Consider the following 21,190-nt stretch of genomic DNA (forward strand, 5'->3'; position numbering starts at 1 on the left):
TCTAAACCTTATCTCGATTTGTTCTCCTCAAAGCTTAGAAATCCCAAAGACTTATCTAAAAACGAATGTTAAAAAGTAAACTGTAGATGCTCCTCATGGCACAGTCAATCTAAAAGTTATTATCTTTGTCTATTCAAAATAACATTATGAGTATTCACATCAGTGCAAAAAAAGGTGAAATTGCCAAAGTAGTATTACAGCCGGGAGATCCTCTTCGTGCTCAGTATATTGCTGAAAATTATTTAGAAAATGCCAAGCTGGTAAGCAAAACCAGAGGAATATTTTATTATACAGGTCTTTATAAAGGTAAAGAAATTACGGTGGGGGCAAGTGGAATGGGCTTTCCAAGCATCGGAATCTACTCTTTTGAGTTATTTACAGAATATGAAGTAGAAACCATCATCAGAATCGGAACTTGTGGTGCTTACAATACGGATCTTAAACTTTTTGATATTTTAAATATTGAAAATGCAGCCAGCGAAAGTACTTACGCAAAATATGCATGGGGAATTGAAGAGGAAATCCTTTCTCACCAGGGAAATGTTTTCAATACCATCAATGAAACGTCTAAAGAACTTTCATTAGACGCTAAAGCGATCAACATTCACAGTAGTGATATTTTCTACAGAAAAGATCCTGAAACTCCGGCTATCGCTACAAAATATAACTGTCCTGCAGTAGAAATGGAAGCTTTCGGACTTTTTGCTAATGCTCAGCACTTAGGAAAAAATGCAGCAACTATTCTTACCGTAACAGATATTATCCCAACTCACGAGAAAATTTCTGCTGACGAAAGAGAAACAGCTTTAAAACCAATGATGGAGTTGGCTTTAGAGTCTGCAATAAAGAGTCTATAAAAGTAAATCGGCTTATTATCTTTTAAATATTACTAAGCCTTTTACAATTTTACCATAAAAAAAGAGCTTTACTTTATCAGTAGAGCTCTTTTTTATAGTCTGAAAAAATCTCGGGTCGTTTCCGTAGTTTCGTCTGCCACTTCAGCAATGCTGATTTTTTTGAAATGAGCAATCGTTTGTGCCACATAGGGTAAAAATGAAGGTTCATTTCTTCTATTCTGAGTCCTGGACATGTTCTTCGGAAGCATAAAAGGAGCATCTGTTTCAATCATCATACGTTCGAGAGGAACGTACCTTATTACTTCTTCCAGCTGTTTAAATCTTTTTTCGTCACTGATTGCGCCTGTGAACCCAAGATAAAAACCTTTATCCAGATAAACTTTTGCTTCATTCAACGTTCCGGTAAAGCAATGTACCACCGCTTTGGGCAGTTGAGAAAGATAATGGTCTGTGATCTCATTAAATCTTTTAAAGGCCGATCTTTCATGCAGGAAAAGTGGTTTATTGACTTCAATAGCCAATTCCAACTGTGCCTGATAGCATTTTTCCTGAGCTGGTCTGGGAGAAAAATCACGGTCAAAATCCAACCCGCACTCTCCTACTGAGATGACATGATCCTGTTTTAATAATTTCCTGAGCTCAGCAATGCTTTCCTGATTAAAAGATTTGGCATCGTGAGGATGAATTCCCGCTGTTGAAAAAAGGATATCAGGATATTCTTGTGCAATTTCAGCAGATTCTTTACTTCCACGGACACTTGTTCCGGTAAGAATCATCTGCTCTACCCCATTATCCAAGGCACGGTTAATAATTTCTTCGTGTTCATTATAGAACTGTTTATTGGTCAGATTAATGCCAATATCAATGTATGTATTCATTTATTATTTTATTATTTTTTCAATCATTTTCTTTAACTCCGGTAAGGCTGAAGAACTGCTTTCTTTCAGGATCTTCAATGTTTTTATCCCTCTTACAATATGGTGAAAATAAGTATCATCTTCTGGATTGATAATCACAATATGTTTAGCTCTTATTTTTACCGTTTCTACAATGCCAACGGGTAATGCCGTAGAACCTGAAGTTCCGATTACAAAAAGAATATCTGTATGATCTGATATATGATAAGCGGTATCAAAATGATAATATTTTTCATTATAAGATTCATCAAACCATAATGTATGAGGCCTTAGCCAACCTCCACATTGGGTACACTTCAATCCGTTTTTGTCTTCTTCTGTAAGGTCTTCGTCATATTCCTTTTGCTTTACACTCTCCGGGAAATCAATGGGACCGCTGCATTCTTTTGAACAGCGTACTTTCTGCTTATTCCCGTGAATTTCATAAACTTTTTGAGTTCCGGCTCTTTGATGAAGTCCATCTACATTCTGAGTAATGAGCTTGAATCTGTCGCCTAACAGCTTTTCTATTTCAGTCAATGCAAGATGTCCTTCATTGGGTTGAGCCTCAGCGATCAGCTTTTTCCAGAAAAGGTTATACTGCCATACTTCTTCTGTTTCTTTACTGAAATATTTGAACGTTCCAAATTCTTCAGGGCGATGATATTTTGTTCCTTTAATCCATATTCCGTCTATGGATCGGTAAGTAGGAAGTCCGCTTTCTGCTGAAATTCCGGCCCCGGTAAGAAAAGTAATATACCCTTGCTTTTCTTTGATAATTGTATTTAAAATTGCTTGTAGCTCTTCCATGATTATTTTTTTTAAAACAGAAACAAACCGGAATCGAACCGGCAACTCTTCAACTTATTGGAATGTTTTTCCTATTAAACTATTGTTTCTGTATATTTTCTTTATGATTCTGCTTCAAGAAAACTAAAATATTCTTCAGCAGTTAAAGGTCTTACATTTCCTTTCGGTATCACTTCCGTTTTCAGTTCACAGATTAAAAGATCTCCCTGTCTTTTCAGACATTGTATATGAGGAATTATGTTCTCATGAATTCTGAATGTAGAGGCAATGGCAGCCAGGGCGTCATCTTTATACTGCGGTTCTATCCACAGCCAATGTTCTTCTAAGGTAGAAGGGCACCAGCATTTTACTGCGTAAGAGTATTTTTCTCTGCCCCACAACGAAAGCCGAAAATTTTCATTCTCTACTTCAAATATTTCATAGTGATTTGTTCTTCTTAAAGACTTTTTATTCCCATTTTTATCATAGGTACAATAATTCACCAGAATTTCTTTCTGATTGATTTTCTTTGCATTCAGTTTCTCCATCAAAGCCCCTACCCCGAAATAACTAAAACAGAACAATCTAAAACCTCTGTCGTAATGGGTGAAAAATTCTTCATAAGTAATAGGCTCTACAGAAGTCCATATTTTTTCAATATTATGGAGAACTTTCGAAAAATTGGGAGAACTGTAATTGATCCATTCTCTTTCGTATTCACGAGTTATAAAGTTTTGAAAACTTTTGTGCCGCAGCTTCAAAATAGAAACCAATTTTTGCAGCGGCTGAAGAAAATGTTCTGAAATATTGTTGGGGAGTGTCTGTGCAATGTAGCATTTGTCGGGAGTGATGTAGAGATTATCTTTCACTTTGAAATAAATCTGTTCCGCAAAGTCTTCGAACGCATCATTTTCATCATATAAATAATGTCCGATCTTTTGCAATGAAGGAAGCTTTGATCCTTTTTGTTTTTCATTGGTCAGACATCCGATATATTCTAAAGATTTGAAGTTAAAGCTCTCATCAAATACGACCACTCCACCAATTTTTTTCAAATGATCAAATTCGCAGTATTTATTCATAACCAGATTCCCAACTTCTTCAATATTCTTAGCAATGATTTTGGAGGTATAAAATGTTCTTTTAACCATTTTCAGTTCTGTCATCTCACATTCTTCATAACTATCACTAGCAAGATCTACCTTTACTTCTCTCAATATGGGAAATTTTCCTCTGGAATTATATTTGATCCGAACATTTCCAGCTTTTTCCAACAATGGAAATGCTGCGTAAGAACTATTCTTGATTTCAATATTTCCTACGAGCTCCTGAAGTGCAGGAAAACACACATTAGGCTTATCCACAGTCAACACTCCCATCATTTTCTTAAGCGTTGGAAAATCGTGATCGAACTCTACTTCATTTTTTTTCTGGCTTTTTATTTTTAGCTGCCCATGGATATATTCAAGGTTAGGAAAAGAAACATTCTTCCCATATATTGTCATCTTTCCACGGATTTGCTGATGTAAGAAAGTAATGTCATCACCCTTAACATCCACGTTAAAAATACCGTCTTTGGGTAAAAAATCAACCTGATACTGATGAAGAACTTCAATGATTCGTTTTAGATCCTTCAGTTTTTTATCGGCGGCGTATACTTCTGCATTTTTTAATTCAATGCTGCCTTCAATTTTGATGCTATTTTTAAATCTAAAATTGACAATGCATTTCAAGTCTCCTTTTACTTTTTCAAGCCTGTCAAGAACTGCCGAAGCATGTATCGCAACATTACCGCCTACATTTTTTAGATTTGGGAAACTACAATTTCCGGCATCCACAGATAGATTGCCGTTAATATTCTGAAGATCAGGAAAACTGCAACCTTCTCCTCTTACTAAAAGATTTCCTTCTATTTCTGTAAAACTGAAGGTCATATTTTTAGCATAAATCTCTATTGAAGCATATTCATCCGTAGAAACTTCCCGCAAATCTTCGTGGGAAAATATCTTATATCTTTTTATAGGGTTAATCGTATGCATTTTCGTTGAGTTGGGTTATCGGATTGTATTCCTGTTGAATGTATTTTACAAAATACGAACTTTCTATACGAATCATCTGATGTTCGTTATGGGTAATGAAAGCATCTCCCTGAATGGAAAAGGTTTCAGTACTGTCATTACGGTTCAGTAACTTATAAGAAGATACTTTCATCATATGCTGATTACTCGTTTTTTCAAGGCAGTATTCAGTATAATTTTTTGTATGTTCTTTGAAGTTTTTAATTTTCTCTTTTTCAACGGGTTTTATTTTTCCTAAAGGCACAATTCCGGAAGGAATGATTATTTCAGCGGCTTTTTTCTCTTCTACCTTTGTTCCTTTTTCTTTCTCCGGTTTAGCTAAAGGCTTTCGGGCTGATCCTCTTTCTAAAGGAACAGGCATCTGAATTTCGTCGATAATTCTGAAAAAAATTAATAGTTCTTTAAACATGACATTCTATTTTAAAAGTAAAAGAAAACCGGGATCGAACCGATAATGCATTCTCCTGAATAAGTTTTTCCAGATTAAACTATTTCTTTTACTGTTTTAATGGGGAGATAAGCGGGATTCGAACCCGCATTTATTCCGGAGCAGGGAATACTTTTTCCATTAAATTACTATCTCCGTTGTTATTTTGGGAGTACAGCAGGACTCGAACCTGCAACCTCTGCCGTGATATGGCAGCATTCTTCACTGTTGAACTATGTACTCCTTGGGAAACGTACGGGACTCGAACCCGTAACCTCTGACTTGGAGGGCCAACGCTCTTCCTTTGAGCTAACGTTTCTGTTTTGGGAGGTAAGCAGGATTTGAACCCACAACTCATTTTAGCATAATGTATTTTTCCATTTTATTACTATTACCTCCGTTTATCATTACCAGGTATGAATTTTATAATTTTTCAATAAAACTCCACTGAAATAATTCCCCTTGATTCCTTCTGCAATCGGATGAAGAATTCTAGAAGCTCCATCTACAGAATCCAATGGCGGAATATATCCCTGCTCAAACTGTTTTTTTCTGAGACTTTCTTTAGCTCCTGTAGAAATCCATCCAACATCTACGGCACTCATATAAATCTGATCTTTTTCAAATTCTCTGGCCGAGGTAAGCGTCATCATATTGAGTGCAGCCTTTGTCATATTGGTATGCGGATGAAATATGGTTTTATTATCGTAGCTGAAGATTCCTTCCGAAGATGTTACATTAATGATAAACTTTTCTTTATGGGTAGAGTTTTTCATTAAAGGTTTCAATTCTTTGATCAGAAAATAGGGCGCAATATGATTGATGAGATTTACTTCTACCAGCTCATACATAGAAACTTCTTCCAGAGTTGAATTCCAGCTCGTTTTATCTCTATTATCTACTGGCTGACCGAAACGGGTGAGCTCAACCTGGGTAACTTCATTTTCTGCGTATTCCAGTTTTGCCGTTTCATTTGAAATTTCAGTCTGATTGGGAATAAGTTTTGGGTTATTCTCATATTCCAGAAGCATTTCTTTTTCCCGTTTTATAATAGGCAAGTAATATTCATCAGGATATTTGATCGTCTGTGCTGCATTATTAATGAGAATATCCACCGTCTCAAACTTGGATTTATAAAAATCTATAAAATCCTGAATGGCTTTAAGGTTTCTCAAATCCAGACCGTAGATCCAAAGTCGGTCTTTCCAGTTGTCGAAATCTGCTTCCTGCTGCATGAATTCCATAGCCAATGCCGGGAATCGGGTTGTCAAAACCAAATGGGCTCCGTTTCTCAGCAATTTCAATGCGGTGGCAAAACCTACTTTTACTCTTCCTCCTGTAAGAATTACATTTCTCCCTGTGAGATCTGCCGTTTCAAATCTTTTTTCATAATTTTCTCCGGCACACTGTGGGCATAATCTTGTGTAGAAAGAGTGAGCATACTGATAGCTTCTGTTACAGCAGTAGCAGTTTTTGGGAATCTGAAGTTGTGTCAGTTGTGTTTCTTCTTTTTCATCATCGTAAAAATCTGAAACTCCAGCTAAAGCTTTCTGTACCAATACAGAGCCGAAATTCACAGCAAGGTCATGAGACTTCATCCCGGCATAGCTGTTATTACGGTTTTGCTTTTTGGCATTTTTGTGAATTTTTGTAATCAATCCCGAAAAAGTGTTGTTGTCAGGATTAATAAAAGGGTCATCTTTCAAGGCATTCAGTACCTTGAGGCAGTTTTCCCATTCTTCTTTTGAAAATTTTTGTTCTGAAAAATCCATTGCTTCAGTTTTTACATCTGCAAAACTAGAAGCATAGTGCGCAATCTTTTTACGCAGATAAAAAAAGAAGAAAATTCATTAAAAATTGTATGAAATTAAGTCAACAGTTTTCCTCAAGATGTAAAAATGACCGATTAGAAAATATACTTTTCAGTGATTGGTTATTCGTTGATAAATTTTTCCAGAAATCCAATAAGTTTTGTTCCTCCATGGCTCCAGCGGATTCCGTGACCTTCTTTTTCCCTGACTTCAAAGACGAGTTCATGTTTATAGTGAAAGAAGACGTTCCACCAGGTTTTATGATCCAGAATATCATGAATTTTAGCCATTACTTTTTCCTGCTTCTGCTGATTATTTCCTTTGATTTGTCCCCAGAAGTCATCATCCATTCTTCCAACGTGTTTCTCCCAAGCTCTTTGCGCAATGATAATTTCACTGTTAAAAGGTTCTTCACAGGATTTTATCAATGTTCTTTTCAAGGGAGGAATAGCATTTTCATCTCGAATACTTGCAGAAGTAAGTCTTTGTCCTAAAACATTCAACCAGTCTTCAAACGGAATTGTCTCTATTTGTTGGGCTTTTACCTCATCAGAATCTCTGTTATTCAGGATATGAATAAATTTTTCGAAGCTTTCTTCTCTGTTGATTTTAATTTCTTCATTAAAGTACGGCAAATCCCACACACAATTATTTTCCTGAAATAATCGAATATTCAACTCTAAACGATCCAAATGTTCTTTTGCTATAACCGCCTGATATTTTTCTTTCCAGGTCTTTGAAAGGAGCGGGATATATTTTTCAATATGATACATACTTTATTGTGTTCTAATAAGGTTAGCCGGAAGGTTTTCCTCTTTGATCAGGTATTCGATAAGATTGAACCATTTTTTACAGTGATCCAAAATCCAGGCATCTGAAGAAACAACAATTTCGTGACTTTCTGCCAAAAATTTATCCGGATTATATTGTAATTCAGCATCCCAATTGAGTTTATGTTCTGCTGCAAACTCGAGAATAATCTGCTTTATTCTTCCGCTGTTGGAAACCGGCTGATCAAAAATCCAGACCAGCTTATGAATTTCATTCTTTGTAAAAAATTCTGCAACCGCCTGAATTACCCCCGCAGTTTGGTTTACTCTTTTATACGTACCGTGAACTCCAGAAAGATCTCGAAAGCAACCGTCTACTCCTTCAAAAATATAGGCATCAGACAATAAGCTTTCTAAAAGGATCAATACATTGAAGCCATCAAGATAAACTGTTTGTTCTTTTACCTCTTCTGCTTTCAGCTGCTTCAATTTTCGATTACTGATTTGTATTTCTGAAGCCGAAGCTCCTCTTAAAGCCTGAATTTGTCGTGTTTTTAAACGATAACGATTGCCTACTAATTCTGAAGCGGCTTTCTCCGGATATTCTCTTGTCAGCAGATATTGCATATCCTGTACAGCCATTCTCAGCTTAGTAAGCTGTTTTTCTGAAGCAAATAAAGTATCATCTCCTGTATTTTTTCCACGGTTCCTGTTATTCATATTCAAAAATAAAATTTTTATTGAGTGAAAGCCTTATTGATCATGCTTTTACCATGAATAAATTCAATTTACTATTAATAACATGATATATTCTATTCAAACCAAGGGATTATTTGTTATATATTCTACAACAAAAGAGAGATTTTATACAAAGTTTCTAAGATGTATTACTTCTAAGTTTGCAAAGACTTAAAAAATACTACTATGAATACTCTGAAAAAATTATGTTATCTGTCGGCGGCACTTCTTTTATCTGCATCATTCGTGTCGTGTTCAAATGACGATACAGAAATTATGATTGAGCAGCAGACTTCCTCACAACTTCTGTCTTCTACTCCATGGGAAACTACGGGGGCTAAAGATAAAAACGGAAATAATGTTGCACTTACAGATGCCAACGTGTCCGGATATGTAGGGTTTGCTTATTTTAAAGCTGACGGGAATTTTGCGATTTACAATTTAACCGATGTTCTGAGATCAAGGGGAACATGGTCTGTAGATCCTCAGGGGAAAACAAGAACTATTGCGTCTTTAAATCCTGATGGAACAACAATTTTCACCCGTGATGTTGAGATTCTTGTCCTTAATAAAAATGAGTTTACGTATCGAATTCGCCCGAATTCCAGTGATCCATCTGTGTATTATGACATTATCCACACAAAAACATCCCATACTGAGCCGAGCAACGGACAGCTGACTTTAGCTTCTACTCCATGGGAAACGACAGGAGCAAAGGACAAAAGTGGAAATACTATTGCTTTAACCGATAGCAACGTTGCCGGATATGTAGGATATTCTTACTTCAAAGCTAATGGAAGTTTTAAAATTTTCGGTTTAAATGATGTTTTGAGATCTGAAGGAACATGGACTATTTCTCCGGATGGAAAAAAGAGAACGATTACAACGGCAACTTTCACCCGTATTGTGGATATTCTTGTTCTGAATGAAACGACATTTACGTACAGAATTATTCCTGATGCGACCAATCCTGCTGTATTTTATGATATTATCCATACTAAAGTGAGCCATAAGGAACCCTAGTAGAAATTATTTTTTTGATCATAAGGAAAAAGCTGCCCAATAATTGGACAGCTTTTTTGTTGGTTAATATTTTCCTGGTTCTAAAAACTCTGTTTTGAACATAATTTTCATAAGCGAGAACAAGCAGTTTGTATTACATATATTCTTTCCACCACTTATTCCAGGTACTGTTTCCCAGTTGTTTCAAGTCTACTTTTTCTCCAATCTTCGGAAGAGTAATCGGAATATTATTTTCTTCGGCATGTCGTGCTGCAAGTTCCAGAGGTTCATACCAGGGATGTTGTGCCAGTTTAAATTTCGAATTGTGTACCGGGATAAAGTTTTTAGCTTTCAATTCCTGTAATTCGCGTATTAACTGCTCCGGCAAGGTATGAATGTATGGCCATTTTTCATTGTACTGACCACTTTCCATCACAGCAAAATCAAAGGGTCCATATTGACGGCCAATTTCTGTAAAGTGATTGCCATAGCCACTATCGCCCCCAAGAAAAAGATTCATAGAAGGGGTTTTAAGTACAAATGAAGTCCAGAGCGAAATATTTCTGTTCAGTAATCTTCCTGAAAAATGTCTTGACGGAGTGAGCGTGATTTTGAAACCTTCTGCAATATCTACACTTTCCCACCAGTTTTTTTCGATCAGCTGATGAGGATCCCAGCCCCAGTATTCAAAATGTTGCGCGGTTCCTAATCCACAAATCACTTTGCCTACTTTATTCTTTAAAGCCTGTACCGTTTTATAATCCAAATGATCCCAATGATCGTGAGAAATAAGCAGGAAGTCTATTGCCGGCATATGTTCCGGTTTATAATAATCTGCTCCCTGAAAAGCTTTTATAGATCCTGGCATTGGAGAGGCATTTCCACTGAAAACCGGATCGATAAGAAACGTTTTCCCATCAACCTGTATAAAGTAAGAACTGTGGCCAAACCATAGGAGTACATTTTCTTTTGGATCGAGGTTCTTCAGATCTGTAACCACGTAAGGAAGCTCTGCCTTGGGAGAGGTATTTTCTACTTTACACAAGCTTTGAAGGAGCGCTTTTGTCATACTTTCTCCTTCTAATAATGCAGGAGTGGGAAGTATATTCTGAAATTTTCCATCAAGATAGTTAGGAAGTGTACTGAAATATTCTTTTCTTTTTTCATCGGGAAATTGCCCGAGTTGCTTTACTAAATTCATTCCTTTTCTTTTTTACATTCTAAGCCTTTCTTCTTCCATATAACAAATTATTAAACAATGTATTATACATTGTTTTTCTCAAAAACATCCTCTTCTGTCAACAAAATATAATCAAAAGATTTAATTTTAGAATAATCAAAATCTATAAAAAATCTGATGCTTGCAATTCAATCTAATTAGAATTTTGAATTTCTTCGAGGGAATATGAATCGTTAAAGGTAAGACGTATAAATAGCTTTTTGATAAAATTGAAATCTGTTTTTTTATTCTTTTCTATGATTCTAAGTTACTGTTTTTCTCCTTATTTATTATAATGTCAAAATATATCATTTTGTTGTATTCTATAGGCTATTTTTAGGATACATGTCACGTCTGCAACATTCACGAAGAGTCGTAATCTATATTGGAAGTTATCAACCAGCTCAGGAGCGTATAGATAATCAGACCTAACTGTGTATTGATAAAACAGTTTTCTTCATGGATGGTTTAGCCTTCTGTACCTTAGGATTCACAAATAATTCAGTAGAAAACTCTTTTCTATCCTGGTGAAAAGTAATCCTATATTTTATCGGACATTTACCCTGTTTATTTAGTTTCTCTTTTTGTAATAGAAAAACAATCGATAATTCATTGATTTAAATTTTAGAAAATGAGTCACCAAAAAGTAAAAGTGGGATACCTAATAGGCCACCTTTTAATAAGCATTCTATACATCTGATTAAATAGAGCAAATTGAATTGTAGTAATTAAGACAATACTAAAACAACCTGAAATAGGGAATAAGGCACAAAAAAACACTTACATTTCTGTAAGTGTCTGATTTTATGTGGTCCCACCTGGGCTCGAACTAATATCTTATTTTTCCATTATTTAATGGGCATTCAGCAATTCACAAAATATTCGGGGAGAAAAATAGGGAGTTTTTCAATTTTTTTTCCAACAAATAATTAATCACTTAATTTATGTGTTAAATCAAATTCTAACAAATAAAAAACATCTTTTTTCCGATATCCAAAAGCTCTATATTTTTGAGTAACTCTAAACTTGTAAACAACCTCATCAGAAGCTAGAGAATATTTCTTAGTAAAATAATCTTGATTATGATATTTTTCATAAGCAAGACCTACCTTTCCATCTCCTTTTCCTCCTTGCTTTAAGATATTTTCCCAACTCGCTTCCGAGAACATGTCAAAACTATTTTTGAATTGAATCTCATCCCTATTATCCGTTATCAAATCAAAGCTATCATTAGAATTAAGTTTCGAAAAATTAAGTTTTTTTGCTGGATAATAATTTTTACAGTACGATTCAAAACTTAGCTGATTATTTGTATATAAATTAAGCACCAAATCTTTTACATGGGTAAAGTTTAGTAAATCTTGGGGAGGATTATTTTCTTTTATTACTTCGATTAAAGGGTTAAGATAGTCTGATGGAGAAATAGAAATTAAACTAGATTTTCTCTCGTAACATTCTGCTAATGCAGAATTACTTACAATCTGCTTTCCATATAAATATTTCGCCTTACCATCACACAAACTATTAGAATCCCAATACGGATCATCGAAAATATTAAATAACTGAGTTTTAAACTTTCTCATTACATCAGTCCTACCCATATCTCCTGAAATCATTATCTCGTGTAATGTATAACCACTATAAACTTCTCGAGAATAAACATCTGACTTTTTAGATAGAGAAATACAGCCTTCTTTATGTAAATTAAGAAACTTTATCATTTCTAACAAAGCAGTATCCTTAAAATGTTCAAAGGAAGTAAATTGATTATGGATAGATAGCTCATTTAACAAAACTTCCATATAATTATCTTAGATTTAATAATTCATCCAGATCATTATCAAATTGATCAAATAATCCTTCCTTCATATCTAATATTCTTCCTTCTTCATTTAAACAAATAGCATAATTAGTCGATATACTATTTTCATCTAATTCAAAAAAATGAATTTCAGCCAATTCTTTGGAAATTTCTTGTTTATTAATAGATTTTCTAACTCCATTAAATATATGGTCAGAATGAGTCTCAATAATAAGTTGCACCCCCTTACTAGCCACAAAACATAAAAAAGCAGCCAATTCAGATTGAGCTTTAGGATGTAAATGTATTTCGGGATTCTCTAAGACAATGGTTTCATCTTTTGAAGCACTTAAACAAAGTATAATAATACCCACTGTATAGCTAATACCCGCACCAATATGATATGGTCTGACAGGTTTATTATCTTTATAATTATAATTAGCAGTAATGATATTACCAGAAATAATATTATCTAAATTAATATTGGCATTTAATATTTTTTTTAGCCATAAATTTACATGATATCCCAAAGTATTACTTTGCTTATCATACATACGTTCTTCATCAATCGTTTTACTAGCATTTCTATATAAATAATCTATTAGAAATTCAGCATTTTCTCCGATAAAATTTTTAGTAGAAGTTATTTTGTGATAAAAATCTTTTGGTCCAACTCTATTAGCTGAAATATAATTTAGCTTTTTGTAGCTTTCTTTTTTTTCGCAATAAATATCATTCTCATCTATACAAAGATTATATTCAATTTCATTTTGTTCAATTGCAATATTTATAGCCTCTCTTCTAATAATAAAGTTTCTTATTTCTTCAAAATATCCTAAATTCAACCATTTACTATTTAAAGAGTTTTCCTCTGATAAGCAATTATCTATTAAAAGTAACGATTGAATCGCAGAAGATTTTCCCGAAGAATTAGTTCCACAAAAGATATTTATGTTTTTCAAAGGAATTTCAACTTTATCAAAACATTTAAAGTTATCTATAATTAATTTTTGAATCATTTTAGCTTAATAATTTTATTGTTTCAATGGATTTATCTACTATATCAAATCTTCTATAAACTGATTTATTACTATCAACAGTATATGTTAAGCTCCTAACAAAATTATCATCTTCATCACCTGTTTCTTTATACCTTTCATTGTTTTTCAACCTATGATATTCTGAAATAACTAAATCCTTATTATTCTCGAAACAGTCTTCTATCTCAATAAAAAAGTAAACAAATACCTCAAACAAAGCCATATTGATTGGTCTTCTAATTTTTCCATCTTTTGGAAGCCTAAAGCAATCGTCACTAAATAAGCTATAAGCATTTTCCATTGCTTTATTGAAACTTTCAAATAGATCATTATAAAAAATGTCCTCGTTTAAAATCAGGTTATCTAATTCCTCTTTCGAATATTTCTCACCTTTTATATCTGAAATATCAAAGCTTTTAGTATTCATAAATCTCATAGACTTTGCCAAAAAGTCTTCTAAATCACTTCGATATTCAATATTATTTTTATTAATAGATTCGTAATCAACAGAGATTTTTTTTCGCCAAAGATAAAAAGATAATGTTCTTAATATTAAATATCTATCTTTCATTCTATGAGTAGGCACATTAGACGTTACCAATCGAAAAGTATCTAATTTACTGAGAGTTTTGAGAAATTTAGTACAACTGCCTTGATAAATTGCATTTCGCATCTCTTGATTATTTAGCCTAGTTCCTCCTCTATTAACCCTATCAAATAAATCGTAAGTTAATCTCTCAGGTGTAGGTTCTTTTATAATATGCAGAACCAAATTTACATCTTCTATTTTACCTCTAATGTTAGACTTGAGGAAGTCTTTATGAGTATTTTCAACATCATTATTAGATTCTTTTTCTTCACTAAACTTAAATCCATTATATTCTTTTAAAATCGATAAATTTGATAATGCGAATTTATTATCCATAAAATCAAATATAGTAGACAACCTTTGTCTTCCATCAATTAAAATCCAATCTCCTTCTTTATTTTCTTTTATATACAAAATTGGCAAGGGAATACCTATGATAATAGATTCAATTAATTCAGATTTTTGTTTTAGATTCCATACTCCTTCCCTTTGAAATTCTGGGTCAAGCTTAATAATATTATTATTATATTTTCTATATAATTGAAAAGCTGATAAAGTATCTCTAGCAATATTAATATTTTTATAAGGGTAAATATCATCCTCACTAGAACTTGCATCTAATGTTTCTTCCCCTTCAAAATCCTTAATCGCTTCATCGACGGGATTTATAATATTATTATCTTCCATTAAATTTTGTTTTTATATTCTCCAAAATTAGTAATTCTATGTTAGCTATTATTTAATAATAAATTATAAATTTAAGTTCGGGAATTATGTTTCATTTTTCATCAACCAATTTACATGGTCAAAAATTCATCAACAATCTTAAAGACATACGGAAATCCTGCAATTGCACTAAAATTGATTTTTGAGGCATTTATATCTTTCCTGAAGACATTAAATAAGAATCTCTGATTAGGTATCATTAATTAATATCAGATCAGATTATCTGGCAATCGCTTTCAACTTACATGTTTATAAAATCTTCATCGAAGAAAATACCATGAATCAGCCTTCAATCAAATTTGCTTTCATTAGGTAATCCACGCAATCCCCTATATGCTCTTAGTTGATTAGTTCTATATCTATTTACTTTAGACAAGAAGCTATTATTTATTAACCTATTTAACGTTTAATATAAATCTTATATATAACTGAATACAACTTTACTTTTTGATTTTATTTAACCGTTTTTTTAGTTGAGCCCTAAACAAGGTTGCGTATGTCGGTTTGACATTTTTTAAAAAACTTTCATAAATATCGATGTACTCTTGTTCAATTTGTCTTTGATCTCTTTTGAGAAATGGAATAATATACTGCCTAAATCTATCCATTTTTATTTTTTGTAGGCCCAAGAATTGCAAATAATGATCTATCGGAGTTTTATTTTTCCCTCGCTTTCGTTCTCCTTCTACTTTCGTTTGAAGTTGGTCGTAAATAATTTTCTTTTCAATTGCTGGAGATAATACATTGACAAAGGTAAAATCATTAAATTTGGTGTAAAGCAATTTTGCTAACTGATTCCACCTTTCCCTTACATTATACAAGAAATCTAAATCACCAAAATCTTTAGGAAGATTGCCACTAATTGCTGAAATTTTGATTTCGTATCTAATGTAAGCTTTCTTATTTTTTAGATTTTTTTTAAAATTATCCCTTCTAACATAGTTCATACTACCGAGTAGTTCTCCTTTAGAAAATGTTCGATCAAGCTTATCATAAATTGAAACCTGATAATTATTCCCAATAAATTTTACTCCAGAATTTTCATAAACATGTTTCCTAGGCAAATTTTTTAAGCTTCCAAAGCATGAAAAAATTCCTTTCATTGGCGTATTGAATTCTAAAGTAACTCCTAATTCTATTTGGGTAACCTTTGCGTTCCAAAAAACTTCACGATCTAATTCAAACTCATCTGCCCAAAAATTAATTTCTTCTTCAAATTGAGAGAAATTCAAGTCTCCCATTGCGCTTTCAACATTACCAAATTTTTTTCTTCCGAAATAATCTTTTCTAATATTTTGCTGAAACCACAACTTTCCCTTATTTTCACCAACTACTCTTAGAAACTTAATTGAAAAATGTTCATATTCTAGCCTATCTTTATTGAAGTCATCTACATCATCAATATCATTATACTTTAATTTCTTGTAGTAGCAGTATTCTTTATTATTACGTGTTTTATAAAATCTACTAAATTTTTTTTTAGCATTTTCATTAAGCTCCACATCTGCAACATAAAATTTTATAACATCAACCATTGTTATTTCTTTAAAAACTTATCAATATCAGATTTTTTAACCATAATTCTTCCATTTCTCTTAGGCTGATACACTTTTAATCCTGAATCTCTGTATCTATCGAAAGTGGAACGGCTAATTCCATAGACTTTCAGAACTTCATCCACTGTAAATGTTTCTTTTAAAGTTTTCTCCTCTAAAAAATCTTCTAATGATTTTACTCTCTTTTCTAAAGCCTTCAATCTTTTTAGAAGAAAGGTATTATTCGGTATCTCTTTACCCTCCATTAAATATGATTTATATTTCAGATGAAATTAAACATTTTTAAAGTAATAGAAAAGTTATTTACGATCAGCCTTTTAACTTCTTGAAGAGCATTTTTCCATTATTTTTCATGCTAATCAAGCCTATGGCAGTAGTTACAATATCACGACTTCCCTGATTACAACTATTCATGTATCTGTAAATCCTATTTTCTCAATTCTAAAACTTTATCCAATGATTTATTTACAATATCCATTAATTGAGAAGTTGTACCAATAAAATTTATTTTACTTTCTAAATTCAAAAAGAAATCTTTTTCAGTTGAAAATGGTTTTGTCTTGGATAGTTTGATTAATGCTTTTGAAGTGTAGTTTTTAACTTTATCAAATTGTTTATCAAAGCTACCTAAATGTTTTGCAAAGGTATCTCCATTCTCCATAGTCATTGCATTTTGCATAAAACTCAAATCTGCTCCATTCTTTGCACCTCTTGAGCAATTGAATGCTATCTTAACTAAATTCTCATATCTTGATGCCTGTGTATAAAATTCAGCACTCATTATTTTTATTATTTTGTTAATAATACAGTTGCTACTGCTCCAACTATTCCACCAATTACAGAGCATATTAGACCAACTACAAGAGCATTACTGCTAAGTTTATTCCACATTCTCATGTAATAATCTGGATTAAGCCTTTTCTTTTCTTCTTCCACCCATTCGTACGCTCCTTTGAGTTTTGCAGAGGCAAAATTATCTCCTTCATTATATTCGAAGGATTCCGTAGTATCTACATCCTTAACTACCTTTCTTGTTAAAACTTTAAATTGAACTAATTTATTAGCCATTAAATCCTCGAAACTTTGATTGCCCTCAATTTTAAGAATATATCTGCCCTCACGACTTACGGTCTGCATTATTAAATCCATAATTCTTCTTTCATCGTCTATTCCCATTACACGAAAAGTTATTGTTGCCATATTTTAATAGTTTATTTGTTATTTCTGCAATCTTGTATCTTCATACTTTGATCGTTCAGTTTTCAAAGACATTAGCCAGTCCAAATACATTTCTTCGGGCATACTGCGATACCCTATTTTGTGGATGTGGCTGTATTCTTTATTCATCAAATCAAACAATTCTTTAGCCTTTGGATTGCTTAATGTAGCCTGAATATCTTTTGTATTCTGCTCTTTCATTAATTTTTGAAATTGTTTTGTATGCGTTTCAGCTTGTAATAATAAGGCATTAGCTAAATATGGATGAATCTGGATTGCTCTTTCTGCGCATTTCAACGGGAAATTCCCGTCATTATCTGGGAAACTTCTATTGTAGGCATTTGCCAAATCTACCAATAGCAATGCAAGACTTTCCTTATTGTTCAGGGCTTTCATAAACACACCGTTTTTAATGGCATCTAAATGAATGAACCCTGAAGCTGATAGCCAAGCATCAATCGGAAATATACCGCTTGTAAGCTCAGTATTATACCAACCGATAGATTTTATATTATGCTTAATATAAACATGGTTTGGTGCTAATGCCAGATTTGCATCTGCTCCAATCTCTTCCGCTAAGATTTTGTATAGATACGGCATTGAGTTACAATTACCTTTCTGGGTATCTAATAATTTTGATACAAAAAGATTAGATAATTCTTTATGCCCGAATACGTCTTCAAAATCGTAAGTGAATGGTTTATATTTTATGGTGTCTTTCCCAACAATAACAGGAGTAGTTTGGCACATTACTGTGTAAATAGCTGCATACTTGCTTACTTTCTCCTGATCTCTTTCAGTATAGTTGAGCTTTCTGTTAGTAATAAGCTGATTGCAGAAGTTAGCTAAAAACCTAATTTTACGATTAAGTCCTTCTGTATCTAATTTTCCTTGATAATAAGCATTTTCAACACCAAATACGGCTTGTTTAAAACTGTACTGCTGTTTATCATTAAGCATATTATCAATAGTTTGATAGGCGTCATTGTAAAATTGATTAGATTGTGCTTTTGATTGAAAAACAGTTCCTAAAATAATTAATATGATGAGCTTTTTAAATTTAAAAAATTTCAGAGATATTTTATTATTTTTCAGTTGACTTTTACTTATGGTCATTCTATGCAAATATTTTGATTTTTCTCTAAGGAATAGTAGTGATTGTATTTGATAATAGTGGAGTCATTTAAAATATATTCTTTTGGAGATTCAATACCTTGTTGTATTAAATCACTTACAGGGATTATTCTAAAAGAATATTTTTTACCTAATTTTATTGTTTTACATTTATTTGTGCTATTTTCTTTAAACACCTCTATAATATCATTATTTTCTGCTATTAATACATTAACATCTTTATTTTCTTTAACAGAAACTATTTTTCTTGTAATAGAACTTGGTTTTGAACTAATAATTGTACTTTTTGTTTGGCAATTATATAGCGTAAGAGAAAAAAGTAAGAAAATTATCTTTTTCATATAATTATTTTTTTAGTCTTTTGTCATCAGAATAAACTTTATACAGAGGAAGAGTTTGAATTTTTCCATTAGCATCTTTTTTGCCTGCAAATCCTTCAAAATATCTTCTGTGGCTTCCTGTAGTCTCGTTCCTTGTTCTAGCAGAAATAATTAAGTTATCATAAGGCATCATGCTTCTCGTCATATCATGAAACTTATTAAAAACAGGATTTGGGTTGCCAGAAGTACTAATAGAAACATCACTTTTTGTATTGAAAGACTCCTGCGTAATAAGTACATTCTCTACAACTTCATGTGTCATTCCCGTTCCTTTTTGAGTTCCTGTAAAACTCTCGGCACTTCCTAATACTTCAGGATTTGTATATTGGGTTCCCGTACTCATATTTGTTGTAGAGTCATAATCAGCTCCACCAAAAGAACCACCAGGAATTAATCCTCCACTAGGAGTAACATTGTTATTGTCAGCAATAATTCTGGAGTCGATATTAGTATTCTTTATACCATCATATAAAACCTTATCTGTTGCAGACAATTTATTGTAATCACTCTTACTCAAATTTGCAGTACTCAACTTGCCATTTGAATCCTTTGTCATAGCAAGACTACTATTTGCATTTAATTGCTCAAGTGCTTTATCTGCTAAATTTCCCAAAATATGTATGTCTTCTGGGGCTAAACCTGTGGGATCAATATTTTTTAATGGGTTATTCATAGCATAATTATAAGGCGACCAACTTGGGAACTCTTCACTAAGCGGATCGGGAGACATCCAACGCCCATGAGTATCTCCAATAGGCTGAGCATCAGGATCAGATAAATCAACTTCCCTTACTTCAATGATATTGTTTCTTTTAGTATTAAACCTTACCGAACCAATCACTACAATACTATCTGTATCGTGAAATTCCAGATACTTTCCTTTACTGAGGGTAGCAATCTTGGGATAAACCCCATATTTAGCAAACGGATTTCCAATAGCAATATTTTTTCTTCGTCTCTCTGCTTCCTTTGGAGTTAATGAATCTTTTGTTTTCAAAACTTCATCCATATATGGACGGCTACGTTCTTCCTTTGTCAGCTTTACAGGATTTACCCATTTCTTTTCAGTTTTGGGTTTTAGAGTTTTTTTCTTGACTTGTGCTTGTGTAAATCCAGCTATCACTGCAAAAACAATCAGTAATATTCTTTTCATAGTCATTTGTTTTTATGATTTTTAAAATTATCCATTTTTTCTTTATAGTTTATTAGGATCAATTGGAAAATATCTCGGTTTTTGTTCCTGCTTTTTCTTTTCCTGCGCTTTTTTCAAAGCTTCCTGTTCTTGTCTTTCCTTTTGCTTTTGAAGTTGATACAAACGCATTCTTTCTGCCAATGCTTCGCTTTCCTGCTTGTTCTTTTCAGTTTTCAGGCTTCCGAGCCATGATTCGTAAGCCGATGCAGGCATTTCGGCATATCCTAAATTTTCAATAGTATTAAACTGCTCGTTGAGCTCTTTAAACTGTTCAACAGCTTTTGGAAAATACCCAGCTCTCTCCAAATCTCTTTTATCATCAGGGTTAATACCTAATCGTTGTAATACAGAAATTAATCTTGCCCGATCTACATTTGCTTTTTCCATATTAGGAGCAATTCCATTGGGATAAAGCTCCAATGCTTTATCTATTACCTTATTTACAAATTCATCATACCCGAACTTATGTACATATCCTCTCGCTAAATCAAAATAAGCCATTCCCAATAATTCTTTTTTAGAAAGATTTTCCATATACATTTTATTCTGTAAGGCTTCTGATTTAATATATCCTGATTCTAAAAATGAATTATCGGTAGGAAACATACCATTGGTAAGCTCTATATTTCTCATAGTTCCTTCATCATCTACAAAACGAATATAGGAATGATTGGGAGCTAATGATAAATAGGCTTCTGTATTCATTTCTTCAGCTAACATCAAATAGTATAAAGGCATTGAATGGCATTGTCCTGAGCCTGTTTTGAGGAGTTTGGAAACAAACATCTTAGAGTAATCTTTTTCACCCATATAATCCTTAAAATCATATTCAAAAGCTTTGTGAACTTTTCCTCCTAAAGTCATATCCTTAGAAAAATACTCGAATAACATCAGATTTTTAGAAACATTGCTTTCCGTATCTTGTTTCCTTTCCTTCATTTTTTGCAAAAGTTGCTTTGCCGTTTTC

22 protein-coding genes and 5 tRNA genes are annotated in these 21,190 nt (G+C 32.9%); 2 read left to right on the top strand and 25 right to left on the bottom strand.

Going from position 1 to position 21,190, the window contains the following annotated elements; translation table 11 throughout:
* Nucleotides 1-146: 146 nt before the first annotated feature.
* The gene (deoD, locus tag ACL9RH_RS19010) at nucleotides 147-857 is read left to right on the top strand and encodes a purine-nucleoside phosphorylase (RefSeq protein WP_422694913.1); all 711 of its coding nucleotides are present in this window, start codon (nucleotides 147-149) and stop codon (nucleotides 855-857) included.
* A 92-nt stretch (nucleotides 858-949) separates the two neighbouring features.
* On the opposite strand, the gene ACL9RH_RS19015 is transcribed toward deoD, so the two are convergent.
* The 12 genes from ACL9RH_RS19015 to ACL9RH_RS19070 all read right to left on the bottom strand — a co-directional run bounded on the left by ACL9RH_RS19015 (nucleotide 950) and on the right by ACL9RH_RS19070 (nucleotide 8,348).
* Nucleotides 950-1,735 (bottom strand): TatD family hydrolase, encoded by a 786-nt coding sequence (locus tag ACL9RH_RS19015; protein WP_422694914.1) that lies wholly within the window; start codon nucleotides 1,733-1,735, stop codon nucleotides 950-952.
* Nucleotides 1,736-1,738: 3 nt separating this feature from the next.
* Nucleotides 1,739-2,563: an SIR2 family NAD-dependent protein deacylase gene (locus tag ACL9RH_RS19020; RefSeq protein ID WP_422694915.1), complete on the bottom strand. Its 825-nt coding sequence runs from the start codon at nucleotides 2,561-2,563 to the stop codon at nucleotides 1,739-1,741.
* 18 nt (nucleotides 2,564-2,581) lie between these two features.
* Nucleotides 2,582-2,652 (bottom strand) — tRNA-OTHER (locus ACL9RH_RS19025).
* A 12-nt stretch (nucleotides 2,653-2,664) separates the two neighbouring features.
* Nucleotides 2,665-4,581 carry a hypothetical protein gene (locus tag ACL9RH_RS19030; protein WP_422694916.1) on the bottom strand — a complete coding sequence of 639 codons (1,917 nt, stop codon included), beginning with the start codon at nucleotides 4,579-4,581 and terminating at the stop codon, nucleotides 2,665-2,667.
* On the bottom strand, nucleotides 4,568-5,029 hold the full coding sequence (locus ACL9RH_RS19035) for a hypothetical protein (RefSeq protein WP_422694917.1): 462 nt from the start codon (nucleotides 5,027-5,029) through the stop codon (nucleotides 4,568-4,570). Before ACL9RH_RS19035 ends, ACL9RH_RS19030 begins: the two co-directional genes overlap by 14 nt.
* 100 nt (nucleotides 5,030-5,129) lie before the next feature.
* Nucleotides 5,130-5,203: transfer RNA gene (locus ACL9RH_RS19040), tRNA-Ser, on the bottom strand.
* Nucleotides 5,204-5,216: 13 nt separating this feature from the next.
* A tRNA-Asp gene (locus tag ACL9RH_RS19045) sits at nucleotides 5,217-5,290 on the bottom strand.
* A 4-nt stretch (nucleotides 5,291-5,294) separates the two neighbouring features.
* Nucleotides 5,295-5,366: transfer RNA gene (locus ACL9RH_RS19050), tRNA-Gly, on the bottom strand.
* Nucleotides 5,367-5,373: 7 nt separating this feature from the next.
* Nucleotides 5,374-5,445 (bottom strand) — tRNA-Ser (locus tag ACL9RH_RS19055).
* Between the two features lie 9 nt (nucleotides 5,446-5,454).
* Nucleotides 5,455-6,819, bottom strand: coding sequence for an SDR family oxidoreductase (locus ACL9RH_RS19060; protein ID WP_422694918.1), 1,365 nt, complete (start codon nucleotides 6,817-6,819; stop codon nucleotides 5,455-5,457).
* A 161-nt stretch (nucleotides 6,820-6,980) separates the two neighbouring features.
* Complete coding sequence (locus ACL9RH_RS19065) at nucleotides 6,981-7,631, bottom strand: hypothetical protein (RefSeq protein ID WP_422694919.1); 651 nt, start codon at nucleotides 7,629-7,631, stop codon at nucleotides 6,981-6,983.
* 3 nt (nucleotides 7,632-7,634) lie between these two features.
* Nucleotides 7,635-8,348, bottom strand: coding sequence for a DUF434 domain-containing protein (locus ACL9RH_RS19070; protein ID WP_422694920.1), 714 nt, complete (start codon nucleotides 8,346-8,348; stop codon nucleotides 7,635-7,637).
* Between the two features lie 204 nt (nucleotides 8,349-8,552).
* Between ACL9RH_RS19070 and ACL9RH_RS19075 the strand changes: the two genes are divergently transcribed.
* Entirely contained in the window at nucleotides 8,553-9,389 is an 837-nt protein-coding gene (locus ACL9RH_RS19075) for a DUF4822 domain-containing protein (RefSeq protein ID WP_422694921.1), read from the top strand.
* A 133-nt stretch (nucleotides 9,390-9,522) separates the two neighbouring features.
* Here the strand turns inward: ACL9RH_RS19075 and ACL9RH_RS19080 are convergent, their stop codons facing one another.
* From ACL9RH_RS19080 to ACL9RH_RS19140, 13 genes are all read right to left on the bottom strand, one after another.
* Nucleotides 9,523-10,569, bottom strand: coding sequence for an MBL fold metallo-hydrolase (locus ACL9RH_RS19080; protein ID WP_422694922.1), 1,047 nt, complete (start codon nucleotides 10,567-10,569; stop codon nucleotides 9,523-9,525).
* Between the two features lie 446 nt (nucleotides 10,570-11,015).
* The gene (locus ACL9RH_RS19085; protein ID WP_422695027.1) at nucleotides 11,016-11,204 is read right to left on the bottom strand and encodes a hypothetical protein; all 189 of its coding nucleotides are present in this window, start codon (nucleotides 11,202-11,204) and stop codon (nucleotides 11,016-11,018) included.
* Nucleotides 11,205-11,516: 312 nt separating this feature from the next.
* Complete coding sequence (locus tag ACL9RH_RS19090) at nucleotides 11,517-12,389, bottom strand: hypothetical protein (protein WP_422694923.1); 873 nt, start codon at nucleotides 12,387-12,389, stop codon at nucleotides 11,517-11,519.
* Between the two features lie 4 nt (nucleotides 12,390-12,393).
* Nucleotides 12,394-13,407 carry an AAA family ATPase gene (locus ACL9RH_RS19095; protein ID WP_422694924.1) on the bottom strand — a complete coding sequence of 338 codons (1,014 nt, stop codon included), beginning with the start codon at nucleotides 13,405-13,407 and terminating at the stop codon, nucleotides 12,394-12,396.
* A gap of 1 nt (nucleotide 13,408) precedes the next feature.
* Nucleotides 13,409-14,704: a DUF262 domain-containing protein gene (locus ACL9RH_RS19100; protein ID WP_422694925.1), complete on the bottom strand. Its 1,296-nt coding sequence runs from the start codon at nucleotides 14,702-14,704 to the stop codon at nucleotides 13,409-13,411.
* Nucleotides 14,705-15,183: 479 nt separating this feature from the next.
* Nucleotides 15,184-16,278 (bottom strand): hypothetical protein, encoded by a 1,095-nt coding sequence (locus ACL9RH_RS19105; protein ID WP_422694926.1) that lies wholly within the window; start codon nucleotides 16,276-16,278, stop codon nucleotides 15,184-15,186.
* 2 nt (nucleotides 16,279-16,280) lie between these two features.
* Nucleotides 16,281-16,544, bottom strand: coding sequence for a helix-turn-helix domain-containing protein (locus ACL9RH_RS19110; RefSeq protein WP_422694927.1), 264 nt, complete (start codon nucleotides 16,542-16,544; stop codon nucleotides 16,281-16,283).
* A 182-nt stretch (nucleotides 16,545-16,726) separates the two neighbouring features.
* Nucleotides 16,727-17,080, bottom strand: a complete 354-nt coding sequence (locus ACL9RH_RS19115) for a hypothetical protein (RefSeq protein ID WP_422694928.1) — start codon at nucleotides 17,078-17,080, stop codon at nucleotides 16,727-16,729.
* An 8-nt stretch (nucleotides 17,081-17,088) separates the two neighbouring features.
* Complete coding sequence (locus tag ACL9RH_RS19120; protein WP_306614529.1) at nucleotides 17,089-17,499, bottom strand: hypothetical protein; 411 nt, start codon at nucleotides 17,497-17,499, stop codon at nucleotides 17,089-17,091.
* A gap of 18 nt (nucleotides 17,500-17,517) precedes the next feature.
* Nucleotides 17,518-18,633 carry a hypothetical protein gene (locus ACL9RH_RS19125; RefSeq protein WP_422694929.1) on the bottom strand — a complete coding sequence of 372 codons (1,116 nt, stop codon included), beginning with the start codon at nucleotides 18,631-18,633 and terminating at the stop codon, nucleotides 17,518-17,520.
* Nucleotides 18,630-18,992: a hypothetical protein gene (locus tag ACL9RH_RS19130; RefSeq protein ID WP_422694930.1), complete on the bottom strand. Its 363-nt coding sequence runs from the start codon at nucleotides 18,990-18,992 to the stop codon at nucleotides 18,630-18,632. The genes ACL9RH_RS19125 and ACL9RH_RS19130 overlap by 4 nt, the downstream gene beginning before the upstream one ends.
* A gap of 4 nt (nucleotides 18,993-18,996) precedes the next feature.
* Nucleotides 18,997-20,184, bottom strand: coding sequence for an RHS repeat-associated core domain-containing protein (locus tag ACL9RH_RS19135; protein WP_422694931.1), 1,188 nt, complete (start codon nucleotides 20,182-20,184; stop codon nucleotides 18,997-18,999).
* Nucleotides 20,185-20,226: 42 nt separating this feature from the next.
* On the bottom strand, nucleotides 20,227-21,162 hold the full coding sequence (locus ACL9RH_RS19140; RefSeq protein ID WP_422694932.1) for a hypothetical protein: 936 nt from the start codon (nucleotides 21,160-21,162) through the stop codon (nucleotides 20,227-20,229).
* Between the last annotated feature and the right edge of the window lie 28 nt (nucleotides 21,163-21,190).

The sequence above is a fragment of the Chryseobacterium sp. Mn2064 genome (assembly GCF_049319685.1).
GTDB lineage: Bacteria > Bacteroidota > Bacteroidia > Flavobacteriales > Weeksellaceae > Chryseobacterium.

Excerpts from the sequence above, each read along its gene's own strand:
- ACL9RH_RS19115 (WP_422694928.1), bottom strand. The coding sequence starts at position 17,080 with ATGAGTGCTGAATTTTATACACAGGCATCAAGATATGAGAATTTAGTT.
- ACL9RH_RS19070 (WP_422694920.1), bottom strand. The coding sequence starts at position 8,348 with ATGAATAACAGGAACCGTGGAAAAAATACAGGAGATGATACTTTATTT.
- ACL9RH_RS19075 (WP_422694921.1), top strand. The coding sequence starts at position 8,553 with ATGAATACTCTGAAAAAATTATGTTATCTGTCGGCGGCACTTCTTTTA.
- ACL9RH_RS19095 (WP_422694924.1), bottom strand. The coding sequence starts at position 13,407 with ATGATTCAAAAATTAATTATAGATAACTTTAAATGTTTTGATAAAGTT.
- ACL9RH_RS19030 (WP_422694916.1), bottom strand. The coding sequence starts at position 4,581 with ATGCATACGATTAACCCTATAAAAAGATATAAGATATTTTCCCACGAA.
- ACL9RH_RS19020 (WP_422694915.1), bottom strand. The coding sequence starts at position 2,563 with ATGGAAGAGCTACAAGCAATTTTAAATACAATTATCAAAGAAAAGCAA.
- ACL9RH_RS19135 (WP_422694931.1), bottom strand. The coding sequence starts at position 20,184 with ATGAAAAGAATATTACTGATTGTTTTTGCAGTGATAGCTGGATTTACA.
- ACL9RH_RS19110 (WP_422694927.1), bottom strand. The coding sequence starts at position 16,544 with ATGGAGGGTAAAGAGATACCGAATAATACCTTTCTTCTAAAAAGATTG.
- ACL9RH_RS19065 (WP_422694919.1), bottom strand. The coding sequence starts at position 7,631 with ATGTATCATATTGAAAAATATATCCCGCTCCTTTCAAAGACCTGGAAA.
- ACL9RH_RS19105 (WP_422694926.1), bottom strand. The coding sequence starts at position 16,278 with ATGGTTGATGTTATAAAATTTTATGTTGCAGATGTGGAGCTTAATGAA.
- ACL9RH_RS19100 (WP_422694925.1), bottom strand. The coding sequence starts at position 14,704 with ATGGAAGATAATAATATTATAAATCCCGTCGATGAAGCGATTAAGGAT.
- ACL9RH_RS19120 (WP_306614529.1), bottom strand. The coding sequence starts at position 17,499 with ATGGCAACAATAACTTTTCGTGTAATGGGAATAGACGATGAAAGAAGA.
- ACL9RH_RS19080 (WP_422694922.1), bottom strand. The coding sequence starts at position 10,569 with ATGAATTTAGTAAAGCAACTCGGGCAATTTCCCGATGAAAAAAGAAAA.
- ACL9RH_RS19090 (WP_422694923.1), bottom strand. The coding sequence starts at position 12,389 with ATGGAAGTTTTGTTAAATGAGCTATCTATCCATAATCAATTTACTTCC.
- ACL9RH_RS19060 (WP_422694918.1), bottom strand. The coding sequence starts at position 6,819 with ATGGATTTTTCAGAACAAAAATTTTCAAAAGAAGAATGGGAAAACTGC.
- ACL9RH_RS19130 (WP_422694930.1), bottom strand. The coding sequence starts at position 18,992 with ATGAAAAAGATAATTTTCTTACTTTTTTCTCTTACGCTATATAATTGC.
- ACL9RH_RS19035 (WP_422694917.1), bottom strand. The coding sequence starts at position 5,029 with ATGTTTAAAGAACTATTAATTTTTTTCAGAATTATCGACGAAATTCAG.
- deoD (WP_422694913.1), top strand. The coding sequence starts at position 147 with ATGAGTATTCACATCAGTGCAAAAAAAGGTGAAATTGCCAAAGTAGTA.
- ACL9RH_RS19015 (WP_422694914.1), bottom strand. The coding sequence starts at position 1,735 with ATGAATACATACATTGATATTGGCATTAATCTGACCAATAAACAGTTC.
- ACL9RH_RS19140 (WP_422694932.1), bottom strand. The coding sequence starts at position 21,162 with ATGAAGGAAAGGAAACAAGATACGGAAAGCAATGTTTCTAAAAATCTG.
- ACL9RH_RS19125 (WP_422694929.1), bottom strand. The coding sequence starts at position 18,633 with ATGACCATAAGTAAAAGTCAACTGAAAAATAATAAAATATCTCTGAAA.